General features: G+C 41.3%; 26 protein-coding genes. 13 read left to right on the forward strand and 13 right to left on the reverse strand.

The window, feature by feature from the left end:
• Positions 1-22 precede the first annotated feature (22 nt).
• Positions 23-586, forward strand: a complete 564-nt coding sequence (locus FTU98_RS03460; protein WP_004971830.1) for a PilZ domain-containing protein — start codon at positions 23-25, stop codon at positions 584-586.
• 29 nt (positions 587-615) lie between these two features.
• The gene (locus FTU98_RS03465; protein ID WP_136144316.1) at positions 616-903 is read left to right on the forward strand and encodes a hypothetical protein; all 288 of its coding nucleotides are present in this window, start codon (positions 616-618) and stop codon (positions 901-903) included.
• A gap of 80 nt (positions 904-983) precedes the next feature.
• Here FTU98_RS03465 and FTU98_RS03470 read toward each other — a convergent pair whose 3' ends face one another.
• Both FTU98_RS03470 and FTU98_RS03475 read right to left on the reverse strand, forming a co-directional pair.
• Positions 984-1,895, reverse strand: coding sequence for a DMT family transporter (locus FTU98_RS03470; protein WP_104853213.1), 912 nt, complete (start codon positions 1,893-1,895; stop codon positions 984-986).
• Positions 1,896-1,907: 12 nt separating this feature from the next.
• Complete coding sequence (locus tag FTU98_RS03475; RefSeq protein ID WP_004971836.1) at positions 1,908-2,375, reverse strand: YaiI/YqxD family protein; 468 nt, start codon at positions 2,373-2,375, stop codon at positions 1,908-1,910.
• 239 nt (positions 2,376-2,614) lie between these two features.
• Between FTU98_RS03475 and FTU98_RS03480 the strand changes: the two genes are divergently transcribed.
• Positions 2,615-3,547, forward strand: a complete 933-nt coding sequence (locus FTU98_RS03480; RefSeq protein WP_019837949.1) for a hypothetical protein — start codon at positions 2,615-2,617, stop codon at positions 3,545-3,547.
• A 489-nt stretch (positions 3,548-4,036) separates the two neighbouring features.
• Positions 4,037-4,177 (forward strand): hypothetical protein, encoded by a 141-nt coding sequence (locus FTU98_RS03485; protein WP_004971840.1) that lies wholly within the window; start codon positions 4,037-4,039, stop codon positions 4,175-4,177.
• Between the two features lie 96 nt (positions 4,178-4,273).
• Here FTU98_RS03485 and serC read toward each other — a convergent pair whose 3' ends face one another.
• On the reverse strand, positions 4,274-5,353 hold the full coding sequence (serC, locus tag FTU98_RS03490; RefSeq protein ID WP_004971842.1) for a 3-phosphoserine/phosphohydroxythreonine transaminase: 1,080 nt from the start codon (positions 5,351-5,353) through the stop codon (positions 4,274-4,276).
• Between the two features lie 255 nt (positions 5,354-5,608).
• Between serC and FTU98_RS03495 the strand changes: the two genes are divergently transcribed.
• The 7 genes from FTU98_RS03495 (at position 5,609) to FTU98_RS03525 (ending at position 12,660) form a co-directional block, all read left to right on the forward strand.
• Positions 5,609-6,052: a hypothetical protein gene (locus FTU98_RS03495; RefSeq protein ID WP_004971845.1), complete on the forward strand. Its 444-nt coding sequence runs from the start codon at positions 5,609-5,611 to the stop codon at positions 6,050-6,052.
• A 241-nt stretch (positions 6,053-6,293) separates the two neighbouring features.
• On the forward strand, positions 6,294-6,608 hold the full coding sequence (locus FTU98_RS03500; RefSeq protein ID WP_035310653.1) for a hypothetical protein: 315 nt from the start codon (positions 6,294-6,296) through the stop codon (positions 6,606-6,608).
• Positions 6,598-7,411, forward strand: a protein-coding gene (locus FTU98_RS03505) for an IS5 family transposase (protein ID WP_179991116.1) whose coding sequence is annotated in 2 segments (ribosomal slippage) — positions 6,598-6,984 and positions 6,986-7,411 — 813 coding nt in all. Because the reading frame shifts where the segments join, the coding sequence is not laid out codon by codon here. Before FTU98_RS03500 ends, FTU98_RS03505 begins: the two co-directional genes overlap by 11 nt.
• 398 nt (positions 7,412-7,809) lie before the next feature.
• Positions 7,810-9,291 (forward strand): TolC family protein, encoded by a 1,482-nt coding sequence (locus FTU98_RS03510; protein ID WP_168370507.1) that lies wholly within the window; start codon positions 7,810-7,812, stop codon positions 9,289-9,291.
• 11 nt (positions 9,292-9,302) lie between these two features.
• The gene (locus FTU98_RS03515) at positions 9,303-10,433 is read left to right on the forward strand and encodes an HlyD family secretion protein (protein ID WP_005177920.1); all 1,131 of its coding nucleotides are present in this window, start codon (positions 9,303-9,305) and stop codon (positions 10,431-10,433) included.
• Positions 10,433-11,563, forward strand: a complete 1,131-nt coding sequence (locus tag FTU98_RS03520) for an ABC transporter permease (RefSeq protein ID WP_179991117.1) — start codon at positions 10,433-10,435, stop codon at positions 11,561-11,563. The genes FTU98_RS03515 and FTU98_RS03520 overlap by 1 nt, the downstream gene beginning before the upstream one ends.
• A complete protein-coding gene (locus FTU98_RS03525) occupies positions 11,560-12,660 on the forward strand; it encodes an ABC transporter permease (RefSeq protein WP_096901141.1) in 1,101 nt (366 codons plus the stop codon). The genes FTU98_RS03520 and FTU98_RS03525 overlap by 4 nt, the downstream gene beginning before the upstream one ends.
• Before the next feature lie 27 nt (positions 12,661-12,687).
• Here FTU98_RS03525 and FTU98_RS03530 read toward each other — a convergent pair whose 3' ends face one another.
• From FTU98_RS03530 to FTU98_RS03575, 10 genes are all read right to left on the reverse strand, one after another.
• Positions 12,688-13,113, reverse strand: a complete 426-nt coding sequence (locus tag FTU98_RS03530; protein WP_096901142.1) for a DUF3887 domain-containing protein — start codon at positions 13,111-13,113, stop codon at positions 12,688-12,690.
• 68 nt (positions 13,114-13,181) lie between these two features.
• Positions 13,182-16,157, reverse strand: coding sequence for a DNA gyrase subunit A (gene gyrA, locus FTU98_RS03535; RefSeq protein ID WP_154320915.1), 2,976 nt, complete (start codon positions 16,155-16,157; stop codon positions 13,182-13,184).
• 403 nt (positions 16,158-16,560) lie between these two features.
• A complete protein-coding gene (locus tag FTU98_RS03540) occupies positions 16,561-17,493 on the reverse strand; it encodes an electron transfer flavoprotein subunit alpha/FixB family protein (protein WP_179991119.1) in 933 nt (310 codons plus the stop codon).
• Between the two features lie 18 nt (positions 17,494-17,511).
• Entirely contained in the window at positions 17,512-18,261 is a 750-nt protein-coding gene (locus FTU98_RS03545; protein WP_096901145.1) for an electron transfer flavoprotein subunit beta/FixA family protein, read from the reverse strand.
• A 547-nt stretch (positions 18,262-18,808) separates the two neighbouring features.
• A complete protein-coding gene (locus FTU98_RS03550) occupies positions 18,809-19,180 on the reverse strand; it encodes a hypothetical protein (protein WP_004971871.1) in 372 nt (123 codons plus the stop codon).
• Positions 19,181-19,462: 282 nt separating this feature from the next.
• Positions 19,463-20,377 (reverse strand): site-specific tyrosine recombinase/integron integrase, encoded by a 915-nt coding sequence (xerA, locus tag FTU98_RS03555; protein WP_004971874.1) that lies wholly within the window; start codon positions 20,375-20,377, stop codon positions 19,463-19,465.
• On the reverse strand, positions 20,377-21,015 hold the full coding sequence (locus FTU98_RS03560; RefSeq protein ID WP_096900946.1) for an alpha/beta fold hydrolase: 639 nt from the start codon (positions 21,013-21,015) through the stop codon (positions 20,377-20,379). Before FTU98_RS03560 ends, xerA begins: the two co-directional genes overlap by 1 nt.
• Before the next feature lie 131 nt (positions 21,016-21,146).
• The gene (dapF, locus tag FTU98_RS03565; RefSeq protein WP_180050431.1) at positions 21,147-21,992 is read right to left on the reverse strand and encodes a diaminopimelate epimerase; all 846 of its coding nucleotides are present in this window, start codon (positions 21,990-21,992) and stop codon (positions 21,147-21,149) included.
• Positions 21,993-22,004: 12 nt separating this feature from the next.
• A complete protein-coding gene (gene lysA, locus FTU98_RS03570; RefSeq protein WP_004971882.1) occupies positions 22,005-23,249 on the reverse strand; it encodes a diaminopimelate decarboxylase in 1,245 nt (414 codons plus the stop codon).
• A 25-nt stretch (positions 23,250-23,274) separates the two neighbouring features.
• Positions 23,275-23,514: a lipoprotein gene (locus FTU98_RS03575; protein WP_004971884.1), complete on the reverse strand. Its 240-nt coding sequence runs from the start codon at positions 23,512-23,514 to the stop codon at positions 23,275-23,277.
• Between the two features lie 359 nt (positions 23,515-23,873).
• Between FTU98_RS03575 and FTU98_RS03580 the strand changes: the two genes are divergently transcribed.
• Together FTU98_RS03580 and radA are read left to right on the forward strand one after the other, a co-directional pair.
• Complete coding sequence (locus FTU98_RS03580) at positions 23,874-25,229, forward strand: sodium:alanine symporter family protein (RefSeq protein WP_180050434.1); 1,356 nt, start codon at positions 23,874-23,876, stop codon at positions 25,227-25,229.
• Positions 25,230-25,385: 156 nt separating this feature from the next.
• On the forward strand, positions 25,386-26,777 hold the full coding sequence (radA, locus tag FTU98_RS03585; RefSeq protein WP_104853204.1) for a DNA repair protein RadA: 1,392 nt from the start codon (positions 25,386-25,388) through the stop codon (positions 26,775-26,777).
• Positions 26,778-26,798: the final 21 nt, after the last annotated feature.

A 26,798-nucleotide genomic window follows, 5' to 3' on the forward strand; every position in this document is an offset into this window, starting at 1 on the left:
ATCAAGTCCGAGGTAATACATTATGGAAAATTTACAGCATCAAAGCGTCGCGTCTGAACGTCGTGTCATGTCACGAATTGATGCTGCCCTGAGAATCAATTACCAGATCATTTCTGACGATGTTGCGCTGAACGACCCTTACGATGCTAATTTTGTTTTACCGCGTTATTTTCTACTACTCGCAGAATTAGATCAATTTGATCATGCATTAAACTACGAATTAGAACAATTAACTGAAAAAGATCAACAAATTGCTCGAATCTTATCCTTATTCAACCAAAAATTAAACCTTATTACAGGGTCTTTATACGATGCAATTGTACAAAGCATGTTACCTATCCCTGAACAGGTCAATTTTTCAGAAAGTGGTTTCAGTTTTTATAGTGAACGTGAATTAAACACGGGCAGTTATATTCATGTCACGCTCAGCCATCCTGAAAACTTTTTCCATATAGCCGCAACCGCGCAAGTGGTTTACAGCCGTGAAGAAGAAAATGGACAATATCGTACTGGGGCGTATTTTATTACTCTACACCCTCAAGATCGCGTCAAACTTGCAGAAGCCGTTGCTTTAAAACAAGCATAATCTAAGAAATAAAATACCAGAAATATCATATGGATAATTTAATCTTTGCTTTTCTAAGTGGTATGCTTGGTGGAGAATTAGCAAATTATGTTGCTAAAAATGATAAAAGGGTTGAACTGCCAACCCTTTTGATTTATCTAATTTCTTTTTCTATTGTTTATACGATATCTGTCACTTTTACAGGAATTGTATATCTAATAAAAGGATTTCCTATTCCATGGAAATGGATTGGAGTTTTTAGCATATCAACTTCCTTAGCTCTATCTTTAATACTATTCACTATAAAGTTAGTTAGATTAAAATTTAAAAAACATTAACTCTAAACCCATATAAAATAAATCATTTCTGCATGTTCGCGTATATAAAATCACGTGGATAACGCCATCTTTGCATATCGTTAGGATGGTGTTTTGATTTTCTGAGCCAATGCCCGACTTGCTTTAAGATCACGATAAAAATACAGCACTAAGCCTGACAATAAAACCAAAGCGCCCACAAATACCATGACCGATAAAGCTTCTTGATTGAGTAAAGCACCAATCAACAAAGCAATCATTGGCGTCATGACGGTGGTTAAAGATAAGGTGGTCGCCTGAATATTCTGCACCAATTTAAAATAACAGAACATTGCAATCAAAGAAGCCATGATCACGGTATAAAGTAAAGCTGCGATAGATTTAAGACTCGGCAAACTAGTCGGTACATATTGCCAAATAAACGGCACAATACATAAAGCCGCAATGGTTGATACCAAAATCGAGCCAGTTGCCTGTGCTACAGGTTCAACTTGCGCATTAACTTTTTTCACCCAGAAAATAGACATGGTGTAGGTCAATACACTAAACAGCATTAAAACAATACCCAGAGGATGCACATGCTGTGTTTCGCCGCCAAAGCAGATGATGCCAAGCCCTAAAATGGACACTGTCATTCCGATCCATTGAATACGTGCCAAATGCAACTGAAACACAAAACGACCAATCAAACCTGCTATGATGGGGGTCAGACCAAACATCAGGGCGATAATGCCTGAGCTTAAATAAGCGGTGGCAATGTAGGTGAAAATTTGTGAACCGATCAGACTAAACGAACCTGCCAAATAACTATGCCACGCTTGTAGATGATGTGGAAATTTCACTTTTAACAGCAGCAATAAAATAATAGCTAAGGGCAAAGCAATGAAAAAACGTAGCACCAAAGCCCAAAGCATGTGTAAATCTGACACACTCCAGACAATTGCCAAAGGCGTTGTTGCCCAAATGAAAACCAATAAGGCATAGGTCATCATAATATTGGTTTTAGAAGGCATGCGTGACTCGTATTAAGCAGTTTTACGTTTTTGCTTTTGGATGGTTTGATCTAGACTACTTGAAAACTCACGTTTATCACGTTCTGAAATAGGTGCTGGCCCACCTGTTTGTACGCCTGCACCACGCAAAGTATCCATAAAATCACGCAAATGCAGACGCGCTTTCACATTGGCAACAGTATAAATTTCACCACGTGGATGAATCGCTATTCCGCCCTTTTCAATCACTTGTGCCGCTAGTGGAATATCCTGCGTGATCACAATGTCGTGTTCCTTCATGCGATCTACAATTTCCTGATCGGCGGCATCGGCACCATGCATCACTTGAATAGAGTTAATCCGTACCGAAGGCGTAATCCCGACCGATTGATTGGCAACAAAAGTGACTTCAAGTTGGTAACGATCTGAAGCACGTAAAATGACTTCTCTTAGAATTTTAGGTAATGCATCTGCATCAACCCAAAGTTTAAATGGCAGCACTGTGCAACCCTGATAATAATATGCGACTAGTGTATCAAACTCATTACATTGCAGTATGTTTAAAATGCTCAGAATTGCATGCTAAAGTGTAGATGGATGTGATTTTGTTTCTGCTGCATCGCTGTCCACAATCTGTACAAATGCAGTGGCATTACATGAAATTTCAGCCAAAGACTTGAAAAATCGAAATAACCCTCGATCTAAGAGTAAAGAAAAGAACCCAACATCTCAAAGTGCTTATGAACAATCAAAATAGACCAGAAATCATCCGCATTGAAGATCAGAACTTCGGCAGCCATGTTGAACATTGGAATTTACTCACGGATGAACCCTGCACCGAAGTTCCAAAATGGTTAGGACTGGCTCTAGATGCACCAATTATGCCAATGGGTTTATGCCGCCAAGAAGCAGAAATGGATCAAAGCACATGGCTGATTCAAGGCCCAAGCAAAGAGGCAATTCAATTGACACAAGTGATTGCGGTTGAAAATAACAAACCACAAGCTGTAAAAACGGCTTTCCCTTGCTTTGAAAGTCCTTACAAAGTTGAAGCTAAAATTGAACGTATCATTAGCTGCAAATCTAACACTCAAGCGGTGCTTCGACTCAATTTAGGCAACAACAGTATTGTCTATGCTTTTGACAGTTTATACAGCGTCAACCATCAACAATACCAAAAAGATCAAACCTACTGGGTGCATTTAAACGCATGGGCGTATGAACTTGAAGCTGTTGCTGAAGGCGAACAATTGGTGGTCGATGATCCTGCGTCAATTAAACACCATCGTGCGCTGAATGATATTTTAGCAGCCAATGATGGTGTTGCACCTGCCAATCTGCAAGAACAAATTGACGCATGGCAACCTAAGTCCGAAGATGACAAAGCACCTGTAACGGTGGATTTTTCTAAAATGGTCGCATATTTATATGGCGAAAATATCGGTCAGGAAGATGAAGCTTGGTTTCAGGGCAATGTTGTTGGTAAAACCAGTTTTGAATTCATGAATCAAGCCTATACTGTTTATGATGTCACTCTAATTCATGATGAAAATCAGCCTGCGATTTTAATTCGTCTTGCAACTAAAAATCCTGCGCACCAAAACTTTGAAATTGGACAATACATTCGTGGCAATATTTGGATTCAAGCCAATATTCACAATATAAAACAGTAGTTTATTAAAAATAAACCTCAAAGTAGCTGTCTAAATAATAAATTCATATTCATCATCCCCCCATCCTCGCCTTCTCCTCAGGGAGAAGGAACTTTCAATACTTATTTCACTGATGGCTTATAATCAATTTTTGATTGTTAAAAGCGTGCTATTGATAGTATGAATATATTGATGCTTATTTAAGCATTTTAAATTCAAAAAAACGCAGTTATCCACAGCTTTAAATTTATTATAAATTCAAAATAAGCCATATTTTAAATCGAATATGTGGATAAGTTATTTTAAAACCCAAACATCTGCACCAAGCACCGTAGATAATCTGAAAGCCTTGAGTGGTGCGGATTTTAAAAATCAACACAGAATTAATTCATTATTGGCAGATATTATATTTAAAATAAAATTAGTACTTTATTTAATCAATTTTTTATGCTAAAAATATAGCCGTATTTAAATATTTAACGATAAATAGATCATCGGAAAATAATATCTATGAAAATCGTGCAAGAAGAAAACTTACAGCATGTAGAACATCAACTTGAGCAACGCTATCAGCTCGACCCGATGTCTTGCCTATTTTTTGCATTAGGCATGCTGCTCTCCGCCTACGGCTTACACTATTTTGTGTTCTGAGTTTCACTCATCAACAAGCCTCTATGACTTTTCACCTATTTCTATAAAAAAAAACCCAGCTAATTCAGCTGGGTTTTTGCTTTTTACTACTATCAATTAACCGTGACGTTTTGCAAAGTCATCCATAAAGTTAACCAAAGCTTGTACGCCATCTAATGGCACTGCATTATAAATACTTGCGCGCATACCACCTACAGAACGGTGACCTGCCAAGTTCAACAAACGGTTTTCTTCAGCTTCTTGCAAGAATTGTTTTTCCAGTGCGGCATCAGCCAAAGTAAACGGAACGTTCATAATTGAACGGTTTGCGCTATAAATTGGATTCGCGTAGAAATCGCTTGAATCGATATAACCGTATAATAATTTCGCTTTTTCTAGGTTAGCTTGATGAATCGCATCTACACCACCGTTTTGCAATAACCACTCAAACACTAAACCAGACAAATACCATGCATAAGTTGCAGGTGTATTCACCATGGAATCATTTTTTGCCTGTGCTGAATATTTCAAAATGCTTGGAATTTCAGGCTTGGCTTGATCAAGCAAATCTTCACGTACAATCACAATGGTTAAGCCTGCTGGGCCAATATTTTTTTGCGCACCTGCATAAATCAGACCAAATTTAGATACATCTAAAGGTGCAGATAAAATGCTTGATGAGAAATCACATACCAACGGTTTGTCTGTTTCTGGAATATTGGCAAACTGCAAACCACCAATTGTTTCGTTATCTGCATAATGCACATAGGCAGCATCGGCAGATAAGTTCCATTGGCTTTGTTCGCTAATGGCATGCTTACCTTCAATCTGAATACCCGCTTCAACGACATGAATATCGCCATAGCGCTGCGCTTCTTTTAAGGCTTTTTCAGACCAAATACCCGTGTGGATATAATCTGCCTTGTTGTTTTTACCCAACAAATTCAATGGAATCGCAGAGAATTGTAGCGATGCACCACCCTGCAAGAACAATACTTTGTAGTTCTCAGGAATATTCATGAGTTTGCGCAGGTCTGCTTCCGCTTTTTCAGCCATGGCAACATAGTCGGCACTACGGTGGCTCATTTCCATGATCGAAAGACCTTTGCCATGCCAGTCAAGCATTTCAGCTTGAGCTTTTTCAAGTACGGCAGTCGGTAATGCTGCAGGACCAGCACAGAAGTTGTACGCGCGCATGATTTTTCCTTTCAGAGTGAAACACAATAAAATGATGGCATTTAACCATATCTGGCAGGGTCTTGCACAAAATTATTTCAATCTATGAGCCAAGATAGAGTCAAAAAATCAATGTAGATTCGAGGGATAAATTTACTAAATCAAAAAAAGAGGTTGAAATGTATGCGACAATATCTGTCGCAAATTGATCAAAAAAACCACCCACTACTCCTAATTAAATGATATTTTAAATAAATATTAAAGGAGAAATAAACAATGACAACATTCCTCAATCACTTTAAGGTAGATAAAAATTTACTTGAAGTTGACTTCTTTGACCCTAATCTGGAAACAGATACTCGCTTATACATTGATAGTTATTATTTAACTCGTTGTGAGAACATACATTCCAAGTCTGCTCTGACTACTCAGCAAAATTTTATGAAATGTTTAATGGAAGCTCTTAAAGAAAAAGATGAAATTAAAGCAAGAAAATTATGCTCCCATTTTCCTGAGCCCAAATATACTGGCATTGGTGCAACTAAAGAAGGAGTAAATGGCAAAGGATCACACGATATTAAAGTTGAATATATACTCACATGCTTAAAGTCTTCTCAGGCAGCTCAGACAGGCTTATTAGAAGATCTTGAAGAATTAATATTAGTTGCAGATGGTATAGGTCCGGACACTATTTCAGATATAACGACTAGGGTCTGTTGACATTTCATAAATGGCTTGCGCTGTAGGCTAAAACTGAGCAGATCAGGCATGAAACGCAAGGAATAGCGAGATTATTGCTAAGTTTCATAACACAATCTGAGAAAGTTTTAGCCACAGCCTTTCAGGGCGAGCATATTTTTTGCTGCTATTGCGTTATGTGCCAGTCATTTAAAATGACTAAATTTCCTGTCCCATGCCTTATAGCAGCTAAAAAATATGCGTTGCCGCAAACATAGACGAATTGTCAACAAACCCTAATATTTGCTTTAAACATTTTGCAGAATATACATTAGAACAATGTGAAAAATTAGGTATAGAAACGACTGAAACAAAAGAGGCTATTCATTTCTTTTGTGCAATCGATAACGAATGGAAAAAATCAAAATTTTCACTTCCTCACGCTCCTTGGGGGCCTAATAAAGTTGTTGGACCTGTAATTTTGTTACCTCAAAATATCTTGGAATCTATGATTAGCTATAAAACTAATTATTTTTTCACTAATATTAGACCTCTTGCGAAAGTAAAAAATTGTTTATACTCATCTCATGAAATATGAAAATTTAACAAGATTTAATGATGAAGAATTTAAACGACTTGTTGGAGTTCCTCGTCCATTATTCTTAAAAATGGTATCAGTGTTACAACATGCTGAACTTGCCAAGAAAAAATCTGGAAGACCTCATTCGTTGTTTTTAGAGGATCAATTGTTGTTAACTTTAAATTACTTACGCTGTTATAGAACTCAAATTGAGTTATCCGCCGACTATAACCTAGCTGAAAGTAATGTGAATCGTACGATTCAGAAAGTTGAAAATGCTCTGATTCAATCACGGATTTTCGCATTGCCGAAAAGGAATCAAAAGTTTAATGAGGGGGATTATGTAATCGTTGATGTTACTGAGTCACAGATTGAGCGTCCCAAAAAAACAAAGAAAATTCTATAGTGGTAAAAAGAAGAAACATACGCTAAAAACACAGGTCATTTTTAACCCCCAATTAAAGCAAATTGTAAGTATACAGATTGAAGATGGCAGAAAACACGATCTGAACATTGCGCGTAAGCATTTGAAGGAGATGATTATTTATCCTTATATCATGGCAGATTTAGCCTATAAAGGATTTCATCAGATTAAGAGTAAGTTACTCATTCCAATCAAGAAACCTAACAATTTATCATTACCCCAAATAGCAAAACAGATCAACCAAGAAATCAGTCGGCGTAGGATCACAATTGAACATATCAACGGCAAACTTAAACATTTTCGGATATTAACAGAACGCTATAGAAATAGACGGAAACGATTTGGTCTAAGAATGAATTTAATTGCTGGAATGGTGAATTGGATGCTCTTAAATTAACTTTCGTAAGAGATCTATTGCCACCCCTTTATTTAAAGAAGAAGTTTTACGTAGAGATGCTTCAGCAAGCTTTATTTATTCTTTAAAATCTGGCGAGAAAAGAGTGAATGTAAAAAAATGCGAGAGCAACATCCTGAATTTCGAGGGGGGAAAAAGCAATATGGATGAATTAATCGCAAAAAAATCCAAGACTTTTAAAAGAATATAGAGAAAAAGTAGCTAAAAAACGCTATTTAAAAAGAAAAGGTAAAAAAAGAAGATTAGAGGACGCATAAGCGTGCTTTTTATAGACAAATGTACAAGAAACAATACTATAACTTTACACTAGTTCTATCTGCGAACCTTTGATTTATACTAGCGGGATAACATTACCGGCTTTAAATCAGTTTAGCGACTTTATGAACTTAAAGAAAAATAAAAGACAGCTTGTCTGGGGTTTAAATCTGCTTGCATCTATGATGTATGGCAGCTTTGCTCATGCACAGAGCATCAGCTTTCAGGATGCTGAACGTCAGTTGTTGCAAAATTCTTATAGCAGCCAAGCCTATCAAAGTCTGGAACAGGCTTCAAAACTTGAAGCTGAAGCAGTAAAAGGCGTAGGTCTGCCACGTGTCGACCTGAATGTTCGTGCCTATGCCTTTCACAGTGAAGTCGATATTCCATTAAAGCAATTTAAAAATAATCTGGAGAATTCACTCTCTCAAGGCGTGAATGGCCGGCTTAATGAGTGGGAGGCCAGTAATGGCGTGGATCTACCTGCAGGTATTACCGATCCACTGCGTGATGGACTTAACAATACTATTCATAGCGGAGTTGGTCTGATTCCGGATACGTCTAATGTCATCCTTGAAGATCAGGTGATTCGCCCCACTGTTTCCGTGATTATGCCAATATATACTGGAGGCCTCACCCGTAGTGCCAAAGAAATTGCCAATATTCAGGTCGGTCGTAGTCAGCTCAGCAACAAACAGCAGCAAGATACGCAGCGTTTTGAACTGATTCAAAGTTATTTTAATGTGCAGCTCCAAAAGCAATTGCATGCAGCTGCGCTGTTTAATCTGAATGCCATGCAGCAGCATTATCGCAATGCCTTAAAAATGGAACAGCAAGGTTTTATCAGTAAAGGCCAGCGTATGCAATTTGAAGTGGCACGTAATAATGCCGAGCGCAGCCAGCAAAATACGCAGGCCAATTTGAATGCTGCGCTGTTCCAGCTGAATAATCTGCTTCAGGAAAGTAGCATCACTGAGCTTTCGACGCCTTTATTTGTCAATAAAACCGAGCCACAGGCCTTAAATCATCTGCTAAAAACTTTTAGTCAGAACTCTGCGCTGATTCAAAAAATGCAGCTGGATACCCAATTGGCCCAAGCCAATGTAAAAGCCCAGCAAGCAGCTAAAAAACCGAATGTTTTTGCTTTTGGCGAATATAGTCTGGATCAAAATGAAAACTGGATTGTCGGAGTTGCCGCACGCTATAACCTGTTTTCTGGGATCGATAAAAACAAAAATATTCAGGCTGCCGAACTCAAACGCTCTGCCACAGAACTGCTCACTGCACGCACCCAGCAGGAAATTGAAAATCTGATTTATAAATCTTATAGCGAAGCACTCAGCGCACAGCAAAGTGATGCACTTCTGGCACAAAATTTGAAAGCCGCACAGGAAAATTTACGCATCCAAGAATTGTCCTTTAAAGAAGATATGGGCACCGCCATACAGGTCATCGATGCACAAAATATGCTGAGCGGACTACGAGCCGAAACTGCCTTGAATGCTTACAAATATGTGATGTCACTGGCCACACTATTACAAAGCCATGGCTCGATTGCAGAATTTCCGAACTACATCCAACATACCAACACTCACTATATTCGCTAATGGAGCCGAACATGAACGAAGATCAAAAACCCAATGATCCTGTGAATGAAGCGGCTTCATCCAGCGATACAGAAAAATCGCCTGCGCAACAGGTAGAAACAAAAACTGAAATAGAAAACAACGCGACGACTTCGACCGAGCAACAACAAGCTCCTGAAATCGCTAAAAAGAAAAAATATTTATTGCTGGCCCTGATTCCAGTTCTGCTGGCAGTCATCGCATTTGGATTATGGAAAAGCTACCAACCGGCTCCGCTTGAATTGCAGGGTCGTGTAGAAGCTGAAACAGTTCAGGTGGCGACCAAAGTGCCAAGCCGTATTGAAGAAATTTATGTAGAAGAAGGTCAGCGAGTCAAAAAAGGCGATGTGCTGGTGCGCTTAAACAGCCCGGAAATTCAGGCCAAAAAACAGCAAGCCGCAGCGGCTTTACAATCTGCGCTGGCCTTACAATCGACTGCTGAACGTGGCTCGCAAGAAGAAAATATCGCCAGCCTGTATGCCAACTGGCAATCGCTGAAAGCACAGCAAAATTTAGCCAAAGTTTCTTATGAGCGTGGTGCAAATTTATTTAAGGAAGGTGTGATTTCACGCCAGCGCCGTGATGAATTGTATGCAGCCAGTCAATCAGCGGCACAAATGACAGAAGCAGCGTATCAGCAATACGCACGTGCCAAACGTGGCAGCACCTCGCAGCAAAAGAGTTCTGCCGATGCACAAGTAGATATTGCCCAGGCTGCGCTGGATGAAGCCAATGCATTAGAGGCAGAAACCCAATTAGTAGCACCAGTAAACGGAACGGTGTCTAAAACCTATGGCAAAGTCTCGGAGCTGGTAGCCACCGCAGTCCCTGTGGTCAGCCTGATTGAAGATCAAATGTGGGTGAGCCTGAATATTCGTGAAGACCAATATGCCCCGTTTCAGAAAATGAGCAGTATTGAAGGTTATATTCCCGCCCTAGATAAAACCGCCACTTTTAAAATCAAGCAGATCAGTGCTGAAGGTGAATTTGCCACCATTAAGACCACACGCCAAACCGGCGGTTATGATGTGCGAAGTTTTAAGCTGCATCTTGTGCCCACACCAGCGATTCCTGAACTGAAAGTTGGAATGAGCGTGTTATTTAAACTGAAAGAGACCCGATAATGTGGACGGGTATATGGCGCGAACTGCGCTATCTGCTCCGCGAAAAATGGGATCTGTGTCTGGTCACGCTCGCACCTGCACTGGTGATTATTTTATTCAGCAGCATGTTTGCTCAAGGGAAACCGGATCATTTACCGATTGCGATTATTGATCAAGACCAGAGTGCGCTGAGTCAAAGCATTTATCAGCATGTGGCGCTGAATCATACTCTTAAAATTGCTACAGTGTCGGAACAAACAGCTGAAATTGAGCGCCTGTTAAATCAAAATAAAATTTGGGGTTATATCCATATTCCCAGCGGTGCCGAGCAACGTCTGGTTCGTGCCCGGGATGCTGACATCAGTATTGCCTTTAACCAGAGTTATTTCAGCATCGGAAATACCATTTCCTCTGCCATGCTGGTCAGTACCCTACAAGCACTCGCTGAATTTAGCGGACAGCAATATCTGGGCAACCGGCTGCCTTCTCTCGAAGCACCGTCACCGCATATTAAAATATCTCCGCTGTATAATCCGCAGCTGAATTATGAATTCTATCTGGAACCCTATGTCATTCCGGCAATTCTGCATTTACTGCTGTGTTGTTGTGTGGCATTTTCCGTCGGTCAGGAACTGAAGCGGCAGACCTTAACAAGCTGGATTAGCAACTCATCCATCTGGATGGCATTGCTGTCTAAGAACCTGATCTATGTGGCTATTTTTAGTCTATGGACCTGGATCTGGATGTTCTGGCTGATTGAAATTCGCGGCTGGTTTGTTGCCGGCTCGCTCGCTCTGATTCTATCGGCACAATTTCTGCTATATAGCGCTTATGCATTTTTAAGCAGTGCAGTGGTTCTGGCAACCAAAGATTTAAGTAAATCTTTTGGCATCATTGCGGTCTATGGTGGTTCATCTTTAAGTTTTGCCGGTGTGACTTTACCTTTAAATAATGCGCCCCTATTCACCCAGCTCTGGTCCAATATTATTCCGTTTACGCCCTATGCCAAATTACAAACTGAACAATGGGTGATTGGTAGTCCATTGCATATTTCACTGCAAGCTGGATTCATGCTGCTGATCTATGCCCTAGTTTACGCTCTGCTGGCTTATCTGTTTCTTAAAAAAATAGTTAAAGGAGCAGTCCAATGAAATCCCTCTGGTTTTACTATCTGCAAAGCTTTAAGGATATTGTCAGTCACGGCACGATCTTTACCACGCTTATTCTATCCGTCTTGTTTTACAGCTTTTTTTATCCAACCGCTTATCAGGCACAGCAGGCTGAAGCCTTACCGATTATTATTGTCGATGAAGAACAAAGTAACTTAAGCACCCGTATTATTGGTCAAGTGGCACAAAGCCCCAATGTGGAGATTGAGGCGATTACCGGCAATTTTTCCGAGGCCAAACAATGGGTGGAATCACAAAAAGCCGATGGTATTTTACTTCTGCCGGACAATTTATCGCAAAGCTTAAGGCATGGTGAAACAGGTGGCATTGGCCTGTATTTAAGTACAGCCAACTTTTTAGTAACCAAACAAATTGGTCTGGGCTTAGCCACATCAGTTGAGCAAACTTTGGCAGATTATACTGAACGCTTTGGCAAGGTCTCGGATTTTTCACCTGCCCTTTCTGTGCATCAAATTCCTTTATTTAATCCGCTGTCCGGCTATGGCAGCTATGTCTTTCCTGCGGTTGCACCTTTAATTATCCACCAAACCATTCTTTTGGGTTTGAGTATGCTGATTTTGGTATATCGGGAAAGAAAAATAGAATTAAACACAAATGCATTGATTGGGATGTGTTTAGCGGTCTTCACCATTGGTTGTCTGGGATGTTTCTATTTATTCGGCTTTAGCTTCTGGCTATTTGATTATCCGCGCGGTGGCAACCTGCTCGGGATGCTGCTGGCTGTTGCGGTTTTTATCTACACGATAATTGGCATGACCTGCTTATTTGCTAGTTTTCTGGATCTGCCGGAACGTGCGGGGCATGTCATTGTATTCACTTCTATTCCACTGTTCTTTTTATCTGGTGCGGCCTGGCCGCATGCTGCCATGCCCACCTGGATGCAAGTCGTTGGCGAAATCCTGCCCTCTACCCAAATTGTGCAGATGTTTATTCAACTCAATCAGATGGGTGTGCCTACAACACTGATCTTGCCTAAATTGCTCTATCTTGGAATGATCGGTAGCTTGTGCTTTTTTTTGGCTTATCGACGTTTAATTTCTGGTCATCAAAGCAGATAGAGCATTATAGCAATGCTCCTATTCCACTTATTTACCCGATTCGCCAAAGACTTGAATATTGAAATTACGAATCTTGTTGCTACCATTCGGCTTGTCAAAACTAACATCATACTGAACCAGATTTTCCGGATAGGCAATTTCATAGCTGACCTTATATTGCCCAAGCTGATTGGTTGCTTCTTCAATCTCTTTGGTCATTAAAGTCTTAGACTTGTATTCACCTTGAGGAATTGAACGTGAAAAGCGTTTCATCAGCTTTTCATTGTCCTTAAACTGGGTTTGCAACTGCGGCTCTAACTGATCCAAAAACTCGTCATACTTCCCATCACGCAAATCCTCATAGGCTAGCTGTGCCGCCTTTTCCTGTTCAGGACTCGGATCTGGAATATTGTCCATTGAATTACAGCCACTCAATGCAACCGCTGCTGCCAACAACATTAATTTGGTTTTCATCGCTTACCCTTATGCAGTCAACGTTTATAAAAAAGGACGCCGAAGCGCCCTTTTTATCAGTAAAAAACTTATTCTTCTACTGAATTTTCACCGTCTTTTTCCACTTGCTCAGTTTCAGCAACTGCATCCGTTTCAGCCACTAAAGATTCTGCACCTTCAATCGCTTCAACAAACTCGTCTTCTTCAACAGCTTCAATCGCTTCTACACCCACCAGTGTTTCGTTTTCACCCAAGCGGATTAAACGTACACCTTGTGCATTACGACCTGTTTGCGCCACTTCAGAAGCGCGAGTACGCACTAATGTACCGCCATCAGAAATCAGCATCAGTTCTTTGCTTTCATCAATAGCAACTGCACCGACCAATTCACCATTACGTTCAGAGGTCTTAATGGCAATCACACCTTTACCACCACGTTTTTTGGTTGGGAAGTCGTCTACAGGTGTACGCTTACCATAACCATTCGCCGAAGCACACAAAACTTCGCCTGTTTCTGGTACTACGACTAGCGATACGATACGGCTGATGAGTGCTGAATCTGAACTGTCTTCATCATCGCCATCGACTTCTACATCTTCGACATCTTCAACTTGTGCTGAACCGAAGCTGACACGCATACCACGTACGCCTTTGGCCGCACGACCCATTGAACGTACATCGGTTTCAGCAAAACGAATCGCTTTACCTTCATTGGAGAACAACATAATTTGCTGTTCGCCATCGGTAATTGCAACACCAATTAAAGTGTCTTCTTCATTCAATTCAATGGCACGTAAACCATTCGAACGTACGTTACTGAATTGTTCCAATTCAACACGTTTCACTGTACCTGATGCCGTTGCCATAAAGACATAAAAGTTTTTACGCAAGGCTTCTGCTTGTGATGCAAATTCTGCAATGATCTCATCGTCTAAATCGGTTGCAGAAAGCTCTACACCCAATTGTTTCAATTGCACACGCAATGCATCAGATAAATCATCACCATCTGCTAATTCAGCAAAGGCAGCTTCTAATTCTGCATAATGTGCAGCAATGATTGCGTTGGTTTGTATATGTGTAGCATTGGCTTTTACATAGCTACGGAAGTCTGCCAAACGCTCGGTAAATTTCTTCGGTGCATCAATGACTGGTAAAATCGCGGTGATGGTTTCATTGGCATCTAATGGCAATAAGTTCACCATTGGACGACCTTTCGCACCACGCGATGCCTGTGGCACTTCAAACACTTTCAGACGGTAAACTTTACCCACATCGGTAAAGCACAGCACCGTTGCATGGTTAGATGTCACGATTAAATGCTGCACATAATCATCTTCTTTCATCGACGTTGCAGATTTACCACGACCACCACGACGCTGCGCTGCGTAATCTGACAATGGTTGAGTTTTTGCATAACCTGTTTGTGATACTGTCAGTACCACTTGTTCTTCTGGGATTAAATCTTCACGCGAGAAATCAATGCGAGATTCTACAATTTCAGTACGACGTGCATCGCCATATTGCTGTAAAACTTGCGCCAACTCTTCACGAATCACGCCCATCAACAAATTAAAGTCATTCAAAATTGCAGTTAATTCAGCAATTTGTGCCAAAATTTCAGAATATTCTGCATGTAACTTGTCTTGTTCTAGACCTGTTAAACGATGCAAACGTAATTCTAAAATTGCGGTCACTTGCGCAGGTGATAAACGATAGACCTGACCATCTAAACCAAACGGGCGGTTAGGGTCTTCGCCTTCAATTTCATCTGGACGTACAGAAACTGAACCTGCTTTTTCCAATAACGCAACTACACCACCTGCTGCCCACTCGCCTGCCTGTAAACGCTCACGCGCTTCGGCTGGGTTGGCAGAAGATTTAATCGTTTCGATGATGGCATCAATATTGGCCAACGCAACGGTTAAGCCTTCTAAAATATGGCCACGTTCACGTGCTTTACGCAATTCAAACATGGTACGGCGAGTCACTACTTCTTGTCGGTGACGAATAAATGCCGCAATAATATCTTTTAAGTTCATCAACTTTGGCTGACCATTGTCTAGGCAGACCATGTTGATGCTGAATGAGTTTTCTAATTGTGTATTCAAGAATAGGTTATTCACAATCACTTCAGCGTTTTCACCACGCTTCAGATCAATTGCAATACGCATCCCTTCTTTATCAGACTCATCACGTAGTTCTGAAATACCTTCGAGTTTCTTCTCTTTCACCAGTTCAGCAATACGCTCAATGGTTTTGGCTTTGTTGACCTGATAAGGGATTTCAGTAAAGACGATGGTGGTACGACCAGATTTTTGATCTTCTTCAAAATGGTACTTACCACGAATATGCAAACGGCCTTTACCTGTACGGTAAGCATCAACAATGCCTGATTTACCGTAAATAATACCGCCTGTAGGGAAGTCTGGACCTGTGATATGTTCCATCAACCCTTCAATTGAAATATTTGGGTTGTCTGCATAAGCCAAACATGCATGCACCACTTCAGTCATGTTGTGCGGTGCCATATTGGTCGCCATACCTACAGCAATACCTGCAGCACCATTGACCAATAGGTTTGGAATACGAGTAGGCATCACTTGAGGAATACGCTCAGAGCCGTCGTAGTTATCTTCCCAATCGACAGTGTCCTTTTCTAAATCGGCCAACAGTTCATGAGTAAGTTTGCGCATACGGACTTCGGTATAACGCATGGCTGCGGCACTATCGCCATCAATCGAACCGAAGTTACCCTGACCATCGACCAATTGATAACGCAAACTGAAATCTTGCGCCATACGAACAATTGTTTCGTAAACTGCAAAATCACCGTGAGGGTGATATTTACCGATGACGTCACCGACTACACGGGCAGACTTTTTGTAAGCTTTGTTGTAGTCATTGCCCAATTCGTGCATTGCGAATAGCACACGACGATGCACAGGTTTTAGACCATCTCGTACATCTGGCAGCGCACGTGACACAATCACGCTCATCGCATAGTCTAAATACGAGTGCTTGAGTTCATCCTCAATGGCAATCGGTCTAATTTCCGATACGCTCATGCATACTCCTTATTCTGCAAACAAATTTTGCTTGCATTTTATATGTCGTAAAACTTGCAAATGATTAGCCTGAAATGCAGGCTAAAAATAAAAACTAGCGAAAAATTATAGCATATACGCCTGTGTTTTTGTGCTTTAGAGATGATCTTAATCTTGTTAATTTACTTAAATTTAACGGTGATTTTTTAGGCAAAAAAATATTCACACCCAAGAAACAAAAGTGCTTCATATTTTTAAGAGTCACGTCAAAATATCTTCAACATATACTTGCTCGATATGTACCCACATATACGCTAAGTTCACATAATGTACTTAAAACCAATCACTGCATCTAAATTAAAAAAGACAATAAAAAACGCCCCTATGCTATTCACATAGAGGCGTTTTTGACTGTGTTCAGTAATTAGATTTTAGATACTAACTCTGGAACAACAGTGTTCAAGTCACCCACTAACCAGTAGTCAGCTACTGCGTTGATTGGCGCTTCTTCGTCTTTGTTGATCGCAACGATCACTTTAGAGTCTTTCATACCTGCCAAGTGCTGAATCGCACCAGAGATACCTACAGCGATATACAAATCAGGTGCAACGATTTTACCTGTTTGACCAACTTGCATGTCGTTCGGTACGAAGCCTGCATCTACTGCTGCACGAGATGCACCTTGTGCTGCACCAAGTTTATCCGCTAATGGATCAAGCACTTTGTGATAGTTCTCACCAGAACCTACACCACGACCACCAGAAACCACAATACGCGCTGCTGTTAACTCTGGACGCTCTGATTTCACAATTTCTTCAGATACGAACTTAGAAATACCCGCATCACCTTGTGAAGCAGCAGCTTCAACTGCTGCTGAACCACCTTCTGCAGCAACAGGGTCAAATGCTGTACCACGTACAGTACCCACCACAATCGCTTCTGAAGATTCTACAGTCGCAATTGCGTTACCTGCATAAATTGGACGTTTGAATGTCTTTGCAGAATCTACAGCGACGATGTCTGTGATCATGCTAACATCAAGAAGTGCAGCCGCACGCGGCAAAATGTTCTTACCTGTTGTTGTAGAAGCAGCAAGGATATGGCTATAACCTTTGCCTAATTCTGCAACAAGTTTTGCTACGTTTTCAGCCAATTGGTTTGCATAAGCCGCATCGTCAGCAAGTAATACTTTACTTACGCCTGCAACTTTAGCTGCTTGGTCTGCAACTGTTTGTGCACCAGAACCCGCAACCAATACAGTGATATCACCACCGATTTTTTGAGCTGCAGCAACAACGTTTAATGTTGCACCATTTAGTGCTTTATTGTCGTGCTCAGCGATAACTAAAATACTCATGATTTTTATCCTTCTGTATTAGATCACTTTCGCTTCGTTTTTCAATTTTTCTACAAGCTCATCTACAGATTTCACTTGTACGCCCGCTTTACGCTCAGCAGGTGCTTCAACTTTTACAGTTTTCAGCTTAGTACCTGTTGCAACGCCATAATCTGCAGGAGATTTGGTGTCTAGCGGTTTTTTACGTGCCTTCATGATGTTTGGAAGTGCCGCATAACGTGGCTCATTCAAACGTAAGTCAGTGGTGATGATTGCAGGAAGTGCAAGCTCAACAGTTTGTAAACCACCGTCAATTTCACGTGTTACCTGAACTTTGTCGCCATCTACTTTTACTTCTGAAGCAAAAGTACCCTGACCTGCACCAAGTAAAGCGCCTAGCATTTGACCAACTTGGTTAGAGTCGTCATCAATAGCTTGCTTACCCAATAAAATAAGTTGTGGTTGTTCTTGTTCAACAACACCTTTTAAGATTTTAGCCACTTCAAGTGCACCAATCTCATCGGCTGTTTCAACCAAAATACCACGGTCTGCACCAAGCGCCATTGCAGAACGAATTTGTTCCTGCGCTTCTTTAGGACCAATGGATACCACTACGATTTCTGAAACAGTTCCTTTTTCTTTTAAACGAACCGCTTCTTCCACTGCGATTTCACAGAATGGGTTAATTGACATCTTAACGTTAGTTAGGTCAACTCCACTATTATCTGGCTTAACGCGAACTTTAACGTTGGCATCTACCACACGTTTTACAGCAACAAGAGCCTTCATGTAATCCTCGGCTGTTTTAGCAAAAGTAAATATTGAGAAAAGTTAATAATAACTCTTCGCTTTAAATTTTTTAGGTGTCCTATCTTGCTATGTGATCGGCATTTCGGTCAAGTCAGAATTGTCTAAACAAGGCTAAAAATGCCGAAAATTAACTGAACGATGCGTTCATACTTTTTTATTTCTAAAAATTAACAAACCAAGCGACGATTATATAAGCAATTTTAAGCTTTGATTTATATTATGTTTTTTATTTATTTCCCTCATCAACAAGATTGATTGAAATGCAATTCAAATTGAGTTCCGCCTACAATTTAAGCAAAGTTCCTTACATAAAACCCCATAATCTGACTGTCATTAAAGATAGAAAACTTTATTTTTTGCAGTATTTTTTCAGATATAAATGCTCTTTTAAAATATGACTGCTGGTTCACAAAACTGTATTCAGCAGTTTATTGGGTATGAAATAAACAATCTGTTTTATTTTGATGGATATTTATGCGCTTTCACCACGCCACCTCCCTGATAAAGGGCATAAAAAAAACTCAGCTCAAACTTGCTGAGTTTCTAAAAAGTCACGGTGGATATGACTTAAATCTATCAACTCATAGGCCTGTAAATTAAAAATTTCCCAAACTGCAATAAAATCTTCTTTTACATCTATTTTACTACCAGCGGATGAGCGTGCTTGCCACTGCTGATCTGAAATCCATAAATAGCTTTGTTGCGTTTGCGGATGAATCGCCTGCATTTTACCTTCGGCATTAATACCCTGCACTAAACAATCGGCAGGTAGTTCTTGCTCGATCATCGGCAAGCTTATTTCGACAAAATGTTTCACTTGACGCAAGCCATAACCTGCAAAAATTTCTTTTTGGCTTGGGCTTAATTGTTCATATTTTTCTTGAAGATTCGAAATCATGGTTTTGCCTATCATTTGATATCCAAAGTGTTATGCAGTGGAACAAAAAATAATGTCATCCATGTCTATTATTCGTGTGACCCACTCTTTCTGCTTCTTTATACTGCATAACGCACTTTTTTATTATTCTACAATAGTTGCAATGACATCTTGGTGAAAGCGCTTTTACTTAAAGTATTAAGTACAGCACAAAGGCTTTACAACTGACTGTGAGAAAAATATTTGCAGTATGAAATAGCTATATTTTAACTTGCAAAAATAATGCCGACTTTAGGTAAAGCTTTACTTTTTACTCGCACGTGGATGTGCCTGATCATAAACTCGCGCTAACTGATCAAAATCGACATGGGTATAAATTTGCGTGGTGCTTAAATTGCTATGCCCAAGCATTTCTTGGACTGCACGTATATCCCCACTATTCGACAGCATGTGACTTGCAAAACAATGTCGCAATAAGTGCGGATGCAAATCGACATTAACGCCCGCACGCTGCGCCTGAAACTTCACCCGATTTTCAATTTGGCGTGCTTTTAAAGGTTCACCTTTTTGAGTAATAAACAATGCTGCATCGGGTACAAAATCGCCCTGCCATAAAGGGTAAATCTGCAGCCATTGCATCACCGCATCTTTGGCTTTGCGACCAAAAGGCACTATACGGGTTTTATTGCCTTTACCCGTAATGCGCAGCAATTGACGGTTAAAATCTAAATCGCGGATACGTAAACTTTGTACCTCTGCTAGGCGCAAACCACTCGAATAGAGCAATTCTAAAATCGCTTTATCGCGTCGCCACATTTGTTGTTGTACTTCAGTTTCAGGTTCAGGCTGATCCAAAATTTGATGAATCGTTTCAATATCAATCAAACCCGGCAAAGGTCGTGGCTGACGTTTTAGCTGAAAATTATCAATTGGATTAAATTGTAAATACTGCCCTTGCTCGGCCCATTTCATAAACTGACGAATCGCTGACAACATGCGCTGTAAACTGCTGCTATTTAACTGTTGCTGTTCTACTTTTTGCGCTAAATAATGGCGCAAATCTGCAGCCTCTACATCATATAAGGCAAGTTGTTGTTGCTCACAAAAGCTAAAAAAATCGTTTAAATCGCGTGCGTAGGCTTTTAACGTATGCGGTGACTGCTGTTGTATTTCTCGTTCTTTGAGCCACATCTTTAATAGTTGCTGCGGATCGTACATTAGTCACGCTCCGATTGCTGAACTGCGGCAAACTGAGATAAATAAGCAGCAATGTGTTCAGCCGCCTGATCTGCATGTGTTTCTAAAAACAAATGATCACCATCATGCACAATTTTTAATACGGCTTGTGGAAATTGTTGTTGTAAAAACTCACCTACCGCCAGTGGACTTATCGGGTCTTGATCACCCCATAACAACAAAATAGGCATGTTGATTTTAGCAAAGTCTACCGTGTAATCGGCCTTTGCCTCTACAAACCAGTCAGGATAATTTAAATCACTTGCTTGATAGTCTTGTCGCCAATCTTGCACCTGAAAACTGCTTAAATCCATGCCACCAGATGTTGCAACCAATACTAATCCTTTGACTTTTTCTGGATATTGCAACGCGGCAGCAACTGCAAAAATACCACCCATCGACTGTGCAATGATAATGCAATCATCTGGGATATTCGCCAACACATAAGCCTGCAAACTTGCAAAATCATGTACCTGTGAATGTGCAGGTTGATGATTAAATTCAGGATAAGCCACAATTTTTACAGCATTCTGCCACGGCAATTTTTCAATTTTTTCGATTAGCGGATGAAAAAATGCGGTATTGCCTGAAGCGCCAGGTAAAAAAATCAGTTGCGGCATAATGAGTAGAAGTTTTTAGAGTGACATTCAGTACAGCATACCTGATCCGTGCTGCAAGATACAAAAAAGCACTATTCGTTTTGAAAAGTGCTTTTAAGTAAGATAAGAGCTGTTCATGTTAGAACGAAACATCAGCCCTGAAAATAATTTAAATCCAAACGACCGTGATAGACATTAGCAGTTGGCCCTGTCATCCACACCACATCGCCTTCACGCCATTCGATTTGCAACTTACCACCTGCCAGTTCAATTTCAACTGAATTAGACAATAAGCCACGGCGCATACCCGAAACGGCTGCAGCACATGCACCTGTACCACAAGCCAAGGTTTCACCTACGCCACGTTCAAACACACGCAAACGCGCATGTTTTTCGTCAATGATTTGCATAAAACCTGCATTGACGCGCTGTGGAAAACGCTCGTGTGATTCCACTTGTGGGCCAATACCTGCAACATCGGCAGTCAATACATCAGGCACAATGGTCACAGCATGAGGATTGCCTATGTTCACCACATCAATGGTCAATGCAGCACCATCTTTCAGCGCAATGTCATATAAGTTATCAGGCTCATCGGCAATGAATGGAATCGCATGCGGCAAGAATTTTGGATAGCCCATATTCACCCGCACCCAACCGTTTTGCCCCAATTCAGGCTCTACAATGCCTGCCTTGGTTTGCACCTTGATTTTGGTTTTGGTCGTAAGCTGACGTTCATGCACAAAACGTGCAAAACAACGCACACCATTGCCGCACTGCTCCACTTCAGAACCATCGGCATTGAAAATGCGATATTTAAAATCGACATTTGGTAAATCGGGCGGTTCCACAATCAGGAGTTGGTCAAAGCCAATCCCGAAGTGGCGGTCTGCAAGGCGTTGAATAGTCAGCGCATCCAAATACGCACGCTGGCTGATGAGATCAACCACCATGAAGTCATTGCCCAGACCATGCATTTTGGTAAATTCTAATAACATCTCGAATTCCCCTTATGGCAATAAACGCTCTCTTTCCCACAGCGATTCAATGCTTTCACGTTCACGAATTAAATGTGCTTGATCTGCATCGACCATGACTTCAGCTGCACGACCACGGCTGTTGTAGTTAGAACTCATCACAAAACCGTATGCGCCCGCACCCATTACAGCTAAAACATCATTTTCTTTGATCGCAAGCTGACGTTCTTTACCCAAGAAATCACCTGTTTCACAAATTGCACCAACCACATCCCACTCTAGCGTTTCAACATCAGTACGTGGGGTTACGGGCTGAATGTCCATCCATGCTTCATATAACGCAGGACGGATTAAGTCATTCATGGCAGCGTCAATAATCGCAAAGTTACGATGATTGGTCGGTTTGAGTAAATCAACTTTTGTTAGCAGCACGCCCGCATTGGCAGAGATACTACGACCCGGTTCCATATACACTTTAAGACCTAACTTTTCTAAAGCGGGACGTAAAGCATTGGCATATTCTTCAACCGTTGGTGGAGTTTCATCTTTATAAGTCACCCCTAAACCACCGCCAATATCAATGTGTTTGAGCTGAATACCCATTTCTTTTAAGGTATCAATCATCACAATCACGCGATCTAAAGCATCGACAAACGGTTGTGTTTCGGTCAATTGTGAACCGATGTGACAGTCAATTCCAACGATATCTAAGTTTGCTAAAGAAGCCGCATATTCATAAGTGCTATATACCGAATCAGACGGAATCCCGAACTTGTTTTCTTTTAAGCCTGTAGAAATATAAGGATGGGTTTTGGCATCGACATCTGGGTTAACCCGTAATGAAATTGGTGCTTTGACATTCATGCTTGCCGCAACTTTTTGAATACGGTCTAATTCTGCATGCGATTCTACGTTAAAGCAGGCAATCCCAACTTCCAACGCTTTTTGAATATCGGCTTCAGTTTTACCTAAACCTGAAAAAACAATTTTCGATGCATCACCACCTGCTTTGAGAACACGCGCCAATTCACCGCCTGTCACAATATCAAAACCTGCACCCAACTTAGCCAATACATTCAATACCGCAAGATTCGAGTTTGACTTTACCGCAAAACAAATTTGATGATCGATAAAGTGGAAAGCACGATCCATATCTAAATAATGCTTTTCAAAAGTCGCTTTTGAATAAACATAGAGTGGTGTGCCAAATTGCTGTGCGAGTTGTTGTAGCGAACATTGCTCGGCGTGCAAAACCCCTTGAATGCGGGTAAAACTCATGAATGTATCCTTTATCTAGAAAGCGTTAAGGTGTAGTCGATGTAGATGCAGCAGGTGCAGCAAACTGCTGTTGCACAGGTACGGCTGTGTCTGACGATGTTGCCGATTGCGTTGCACGTTTAGGCGCAGCATCTGGATATAACAAATATTTTGCGCGTTTGTCGTAATTTGGGTCATTGGGTAACTGTAATGTACCTGACTGACCACAACCGACCAAAACCACTGTTGTAAGCAAAACACTCATGCAGCAAATGACGGTACGCATCTGACCACCTATAAAATATTTTCGATGAAGTATAACGCGATCACTGCCGCGACCAAAGTGCTAATGCAGAGAGATTATATTGAGCTTAGTAAAAATTCTAGCTTACTTACTATTCTGCTGGCATAGATTGACCTTATCAGGTCTGAAAAATTGCGACTTCTGACACAGATAAAGTCAATTTTATTTCAAGGCATCAATTGTCAAAATCTAAAAACTATGCAAAAAATATAACGTGCTTAAAACCAAGTTCTTTTAACAGGAAGTTTTAAAGACTGGCATATCACTTGCTTAATTTTTACAACTGTTCAACTACAGTCACAAACTAAGCATTTATACACTGCGTTTATAAGAAGAAATTTATGCAAAATTTACAATCGATGATGGAAACCCTAAGCGGTTGGGTCTGGGGTCCATACATGCTGGTTCTCATTGTGGGAACGGGCGTCTTCCTCACCTTCCGCTTATTGTTCTGGCAATTCCGCATGCTGCCACTGGCTTTTAAACAAGTCTTTTGCAAACACGACAAAGCGCAAAAAGAACCGGGCGATATTTCACATTTCGCATCACTGATGACTGCACTCTCTGCCACCATTGGTACGGGAAATATTGCAGGTGTTGCAACGGCTTGCGTCCTCGGTGGCCCGGGTGCAGTGTTTTGGATGTGGATGACTGCCCTGTTTGGTATGGCGACCAAATATGGTGAAGGTGTTTTGGCGGTTAAATACCGTATTAAAAACGAAAAAGGGCAAATGTCAGGCGGCCCAATGTACTACATTGAACGCGGACTAAAATGGAAATGGCTGGCGATTATCTTTGCCTTTTTTGGCACAGTCGCCTCGTTTGGAATTGGTAGTTCAGTACAATCCAACACCGTAGCTTTAGCAGTTGAAAATAGCTTAGGTGTAGAAACTTGGATTACTGGCGTGGTAATTACCGTATTTTCTGCATTGGTGATTTTGGGCGGAATTAGCTCGATTTCCAAAGCATCTTCGGTGATTGTTCCGATTATGGCCATTCTGTATGTTACAGGCGGTTTAATTATTATCCTGAAAAATTTACACCTTGTCGTGCCTGCATTTGAGCTAATTTTCCGTGATGCCTTTACTGGTGAAGCAGTTGCGGGCGGTGCAATTGGTGCAGTAATTCGTTACGGGGTTGCACGTGGCGTATTCTCCAACGAAGCAGGGATGGGTTCTGCCCCAATTGCTGCTGCGGCTGCAAAAACCGACCACCCTGCGCGTCAAGGTTTAGTGTCTATGACAGGTACCTTCATTGATACCATTATTGTCTGTAGCATCACGGGGATTGTTTTGGTAATGGGCTTCATTATGGCAGGTAATAGCTTTGGTGGTGCAACAGGTGCTGTACTCACCACACAGGTTTTTGACCAGTTATTGCCAGGCTTTGGTGGTTGGGTCGTCACTTTCGGGATCATCTTCTTCGCCTATTCCACCATTCTCGGTTGGAGCTATTATGGTGAAAAATGCTGTACTTATTTATTCGGCGAAAAATACGTGTTGATTTACCGCTTAATTTATATTGCTTCAGTGTTCATTGGCACCATCGCCACCCTAGATTTAGTCTGGTTATTTGCCGATACCTTTAATGGTTTAATGGCTGTACCAAACTTAATTGCCTTGTTGTTACTGTCTGGTGTGATTGCCAAAGAATCCAAAGACTTTATTGCGAAGCGCAAATCTGGCGAGTTGTATTAAATAAGCCCAATTCATTGAATTATTCCGTTCAAATCATAAACCATACAATCACCCACGTGGTTGTATGATTTTCCATGAAAAATCCAGATAACATTCATTTCGCGAACATTCCTCTGTATGCTGTAGTCAGTTTTTAATTGATGCAATGACTGGGTTATGGCAAAAGTAAAAAGTGTCTATCGCTGTGAACAATGTGGTGCAGATCATCCTAAATGGGCAGGTCAATGTTCAGAATGTGGGGAATGGAACTCACTTCATGAGGTCAGTATTGCCCCTGCAGTCACGCATCGTGCCCAACCTAAAATGGGCGGTGGCTATGCAGGACAAGCGGCCGCCATTACCACGCTTAATAAAGTGTCTGTATCGCACGAAACCCGTTTAACAACAGGCATTGGGGAATTTGACCGTGTTTTGGGTGGCGGTTTGGTTACGGGCTCTGTGGTACTGATTGGTGGAGATCCTGGTATCGGGAAATCGACCATTTTGCTACAAACTGCGACTCACATGGCGGCTGCCAATAACACCGCTTTATATATCACAGGTGAGGAATCTCTTTCGCAAGTGGCGTTACGCGCTCAACGCTTAGACTTACCCACCGATCAACTGAAAGTCATGGCAGAAACCTGTGTCGAACGGATTTGTGAAGTTTTGGCGCATGAACGCCCTGCGGTAGCCATTCTGGACTCGATTCAAACTTTATATACCGAAACGTTGCAGTCTGCTCCAGGTGGTGTTTCACAAATTCGTGAATCAGCTGCCTTGCTGACTCGTTTTGCTAAAAATAGTGGCACTGCGCTGTTTATTGTCGGTCATGTGACCAAAGAAGGGGCTTTAGCGGGGCCGCGCGTCCTTGAACACATGGTCGATTGCGTCTTGTATTTTGAAGGACAGTCAGACTCACGCTACCGTATGATTCGAGCAGTCAAAAACCGTTTCGGTGCAGTGAATGAACTGGGCGTTTTTGGCATGACCGATAAAGGCTTACGCGAGGTTGCCAATCCATCTGCGATATTTTTGAGCCGTTATGATGAGGCAATTCCAGGTTCTATTGTCATGATTAGCCGCGAAGGAACGCGACCACTTTTAGTTGAAGTACAAGCTTTGGTGGATGATGCACATGGTCAGCCTAGACGTGTGGCTTTAGGTCTGGAACAAAACCGTCTGAATATGCTATTGGCGGTGATGCATCGGCATGGCGGCGTACAAACTTCAGGGCAAGATGTGTATGTGAATGTGGTCGGCGGCTTAAAAATTACCGAAACAGGTTCAGACCTTGCTGTACTACTTGCCTGTGCTTCTAGCTTGCGTGGCAAAGCCCTGCCACAACAATTGGCAGTATTTGGTGAGGTCGGTTTATCGGGTGAAATCCGCCCAGTACCAAATGGTCAGGAACGCTTAAAAGAAGCTATTAAACACGGATTTAAATATATTATTGTGCCGCGTGGCAATGCCCCACAAAAAGCCATTGCAGGTGTGCAAATTATTGCGGTGGCGCGTTTGCATGAAGCCTTAACTGAAGCCATGAATTTAAGTGAAAACTTAGGTTAAATCCTTGGATGATATTTTTTC

This window comes from Acinetobacter sp. YH12211, from assembly GCF_013418015.1.
In the GTDB taxonomy this organism is placed as follows: Bacteria; Pseudomonadota; Gammaproteobacteria; order Pseudomonadales; family Moraxellaceae; genus Acinetobacter; species Acinetobacter towneri.

Bases quoted from the DNA above. Each gene is read 5' to 3' on its own strand.
- FTU98_RS03460 (WP_004971830.1), top strand. From the start codon at position 23: ATGGAAAATTTACAGCATCAAAGCGTCGCGTCTGAACGTCGTGTCATG.
- FTU98_RS03465 (WP_136144316.1), top strand. From the start codon at position 616: ATGGATAATTTAATCTTTGCTTTTCTAAGTGGTATGCTTGGTGGAGAA.
- FTU98_RS03470 (WP_104853213.1), bottom strand. From the start codon at position 1,895: ATGCCTTCTAAAACCAATATTATGATGACCTATGCCTTATTGGTTTTC.
- FTU98_RS03480 (WP_019837949.1), top strand. From the start codon at position 2,615: ATGAACAATCAAAATAGACCAGAAATCATCCGCATTGAAGATCAGAAC.
- FTU98_RS03485 (WP_004971840.1), top strand. From the start codon at position 4,037: ATGAAAATCGTGCAAGAAGAAAACTTACAGCATGTAGAACATCAACTT.
- serC (WP_004971842.1), bottom strand. From the start codon at position 5,353: ATGCGCGCGTACAACTTCTGTGCTGGTCCTGCAGCATTACCGACTGCC.
- FTU98_RS03495 (WP_004971845.1), top strand. From the start codon at position 5,609: ATGACAACATTCCTCAATCACTTTAAGGTAGATAAAAATTTACTTGAA.
- FTU98_RS03510 (WP_168370507.1), top strand. From the start codon at position 7,810: ATGAACTTAAAGAAAAATAAAAGACAGCTTGTCTGGGGTTTAAATCTG.
- FTU98_RS03515 (WP_005177920.1), top strand. From the start codon at position 9,303: ATGAACGAAGATCAAAAACCCAATGATCCTGTGAATGAAGCGGCTTCA.
- FTU98_RS03520 (WP_179991117.1), top strand. From the start codon at position 10,433: ATGTGGACGGGTATATGGCGCGAACTGCGCTATCTGCTCCGCGAAAAA.
- FTU98_RS03525 (WP_096901141.1), top strand. From the start codon at position 11,560: ATGAAATCCCTCTGGTTTTACTATCTGCAAAGCTTTAAGGATATTGTC.
- FTU98_RS03530 (WP_096901142.1), bottom strand. From the start codon at position 13,113: ATGAAAACCAAATTAATGTTGTTGGCAGCAGCGGTTGCATTGAGTGGC.
- gyrA (WP_154320915.1), bottom strand. From the start codon at position 16,157: ATGAGCGTATCGGAAATTAGACCGATTGCCATTGAGGATGAACTCAAG.
- FTU98_RS03540 (WP_179991119.1), bottom strand. From the start codon at position 17,493: ATGAGTATTTTAGTTATCGCTGAGCACGACAATAAAGCACTAAATGGT.
- FTU98_RS03545 (WP_096901145.1), bottom strand. From the start codon at position 18,261: ATGAAGGCTCTTGTTGCTGTAAAACGTGTGGTAGATGCCAACGTTAAA.
- FTU98_RS03550 (WP_004971871.1), bottom strand. From the start codon at position 19,180: ATGATTTCGAATCTTCAAGAAAAATATGAACAATTAAGCCCAAGCCAA.
- xerA (WP_004971874.1), bottom strand. From the start codon at position 20,377: ATGTACGATCCGCAGCAACTATTAAAGATGTGGCTCAAAGAACGAGAA.
- FTU98_RS03560 (WP_096900946.1), bottom strand. From the start codon at position 21,015: ATGCCGCAACTGATTTTTTTACCTGGCGCTTCAGGCAATACCGCATTT.
- dapF (WP_180050431.1), bottom strand. From the start codon at position 21,992: ATGTTATTAGAATTTACCAAAATGCATGGTCTGGGCAATGACTTCATG.
- lysA (WP_004971882.1), bottom strand. From the start codon at position 23,249: ATGAGTTTTACCCGCATTCAAGGGGTTTTGCACGCCGAGCAATGTTCG.
- FTU98_RS03575 (WP_004971884.1), bottom strand. From the start codon at position 23,514: ATGCGTACCGTCATTTGCTGCATGAGTGTTTTGCTTACAACAGTGGTT.
- FTU98_RS03580 (WP_180050434.1), top strand. From the start codon at position 23,874: ATGCAAAATTTACAATCGATGATGGAAACCCTAAGCGGTTGGGTCTGG.
- radA (WP_104853204.1), top strand. From the start codon at position 25,386: ATGGCAAAAGTAAAAAGTGTCTATCGCTGTGAACAATGTGGTGCAGAT.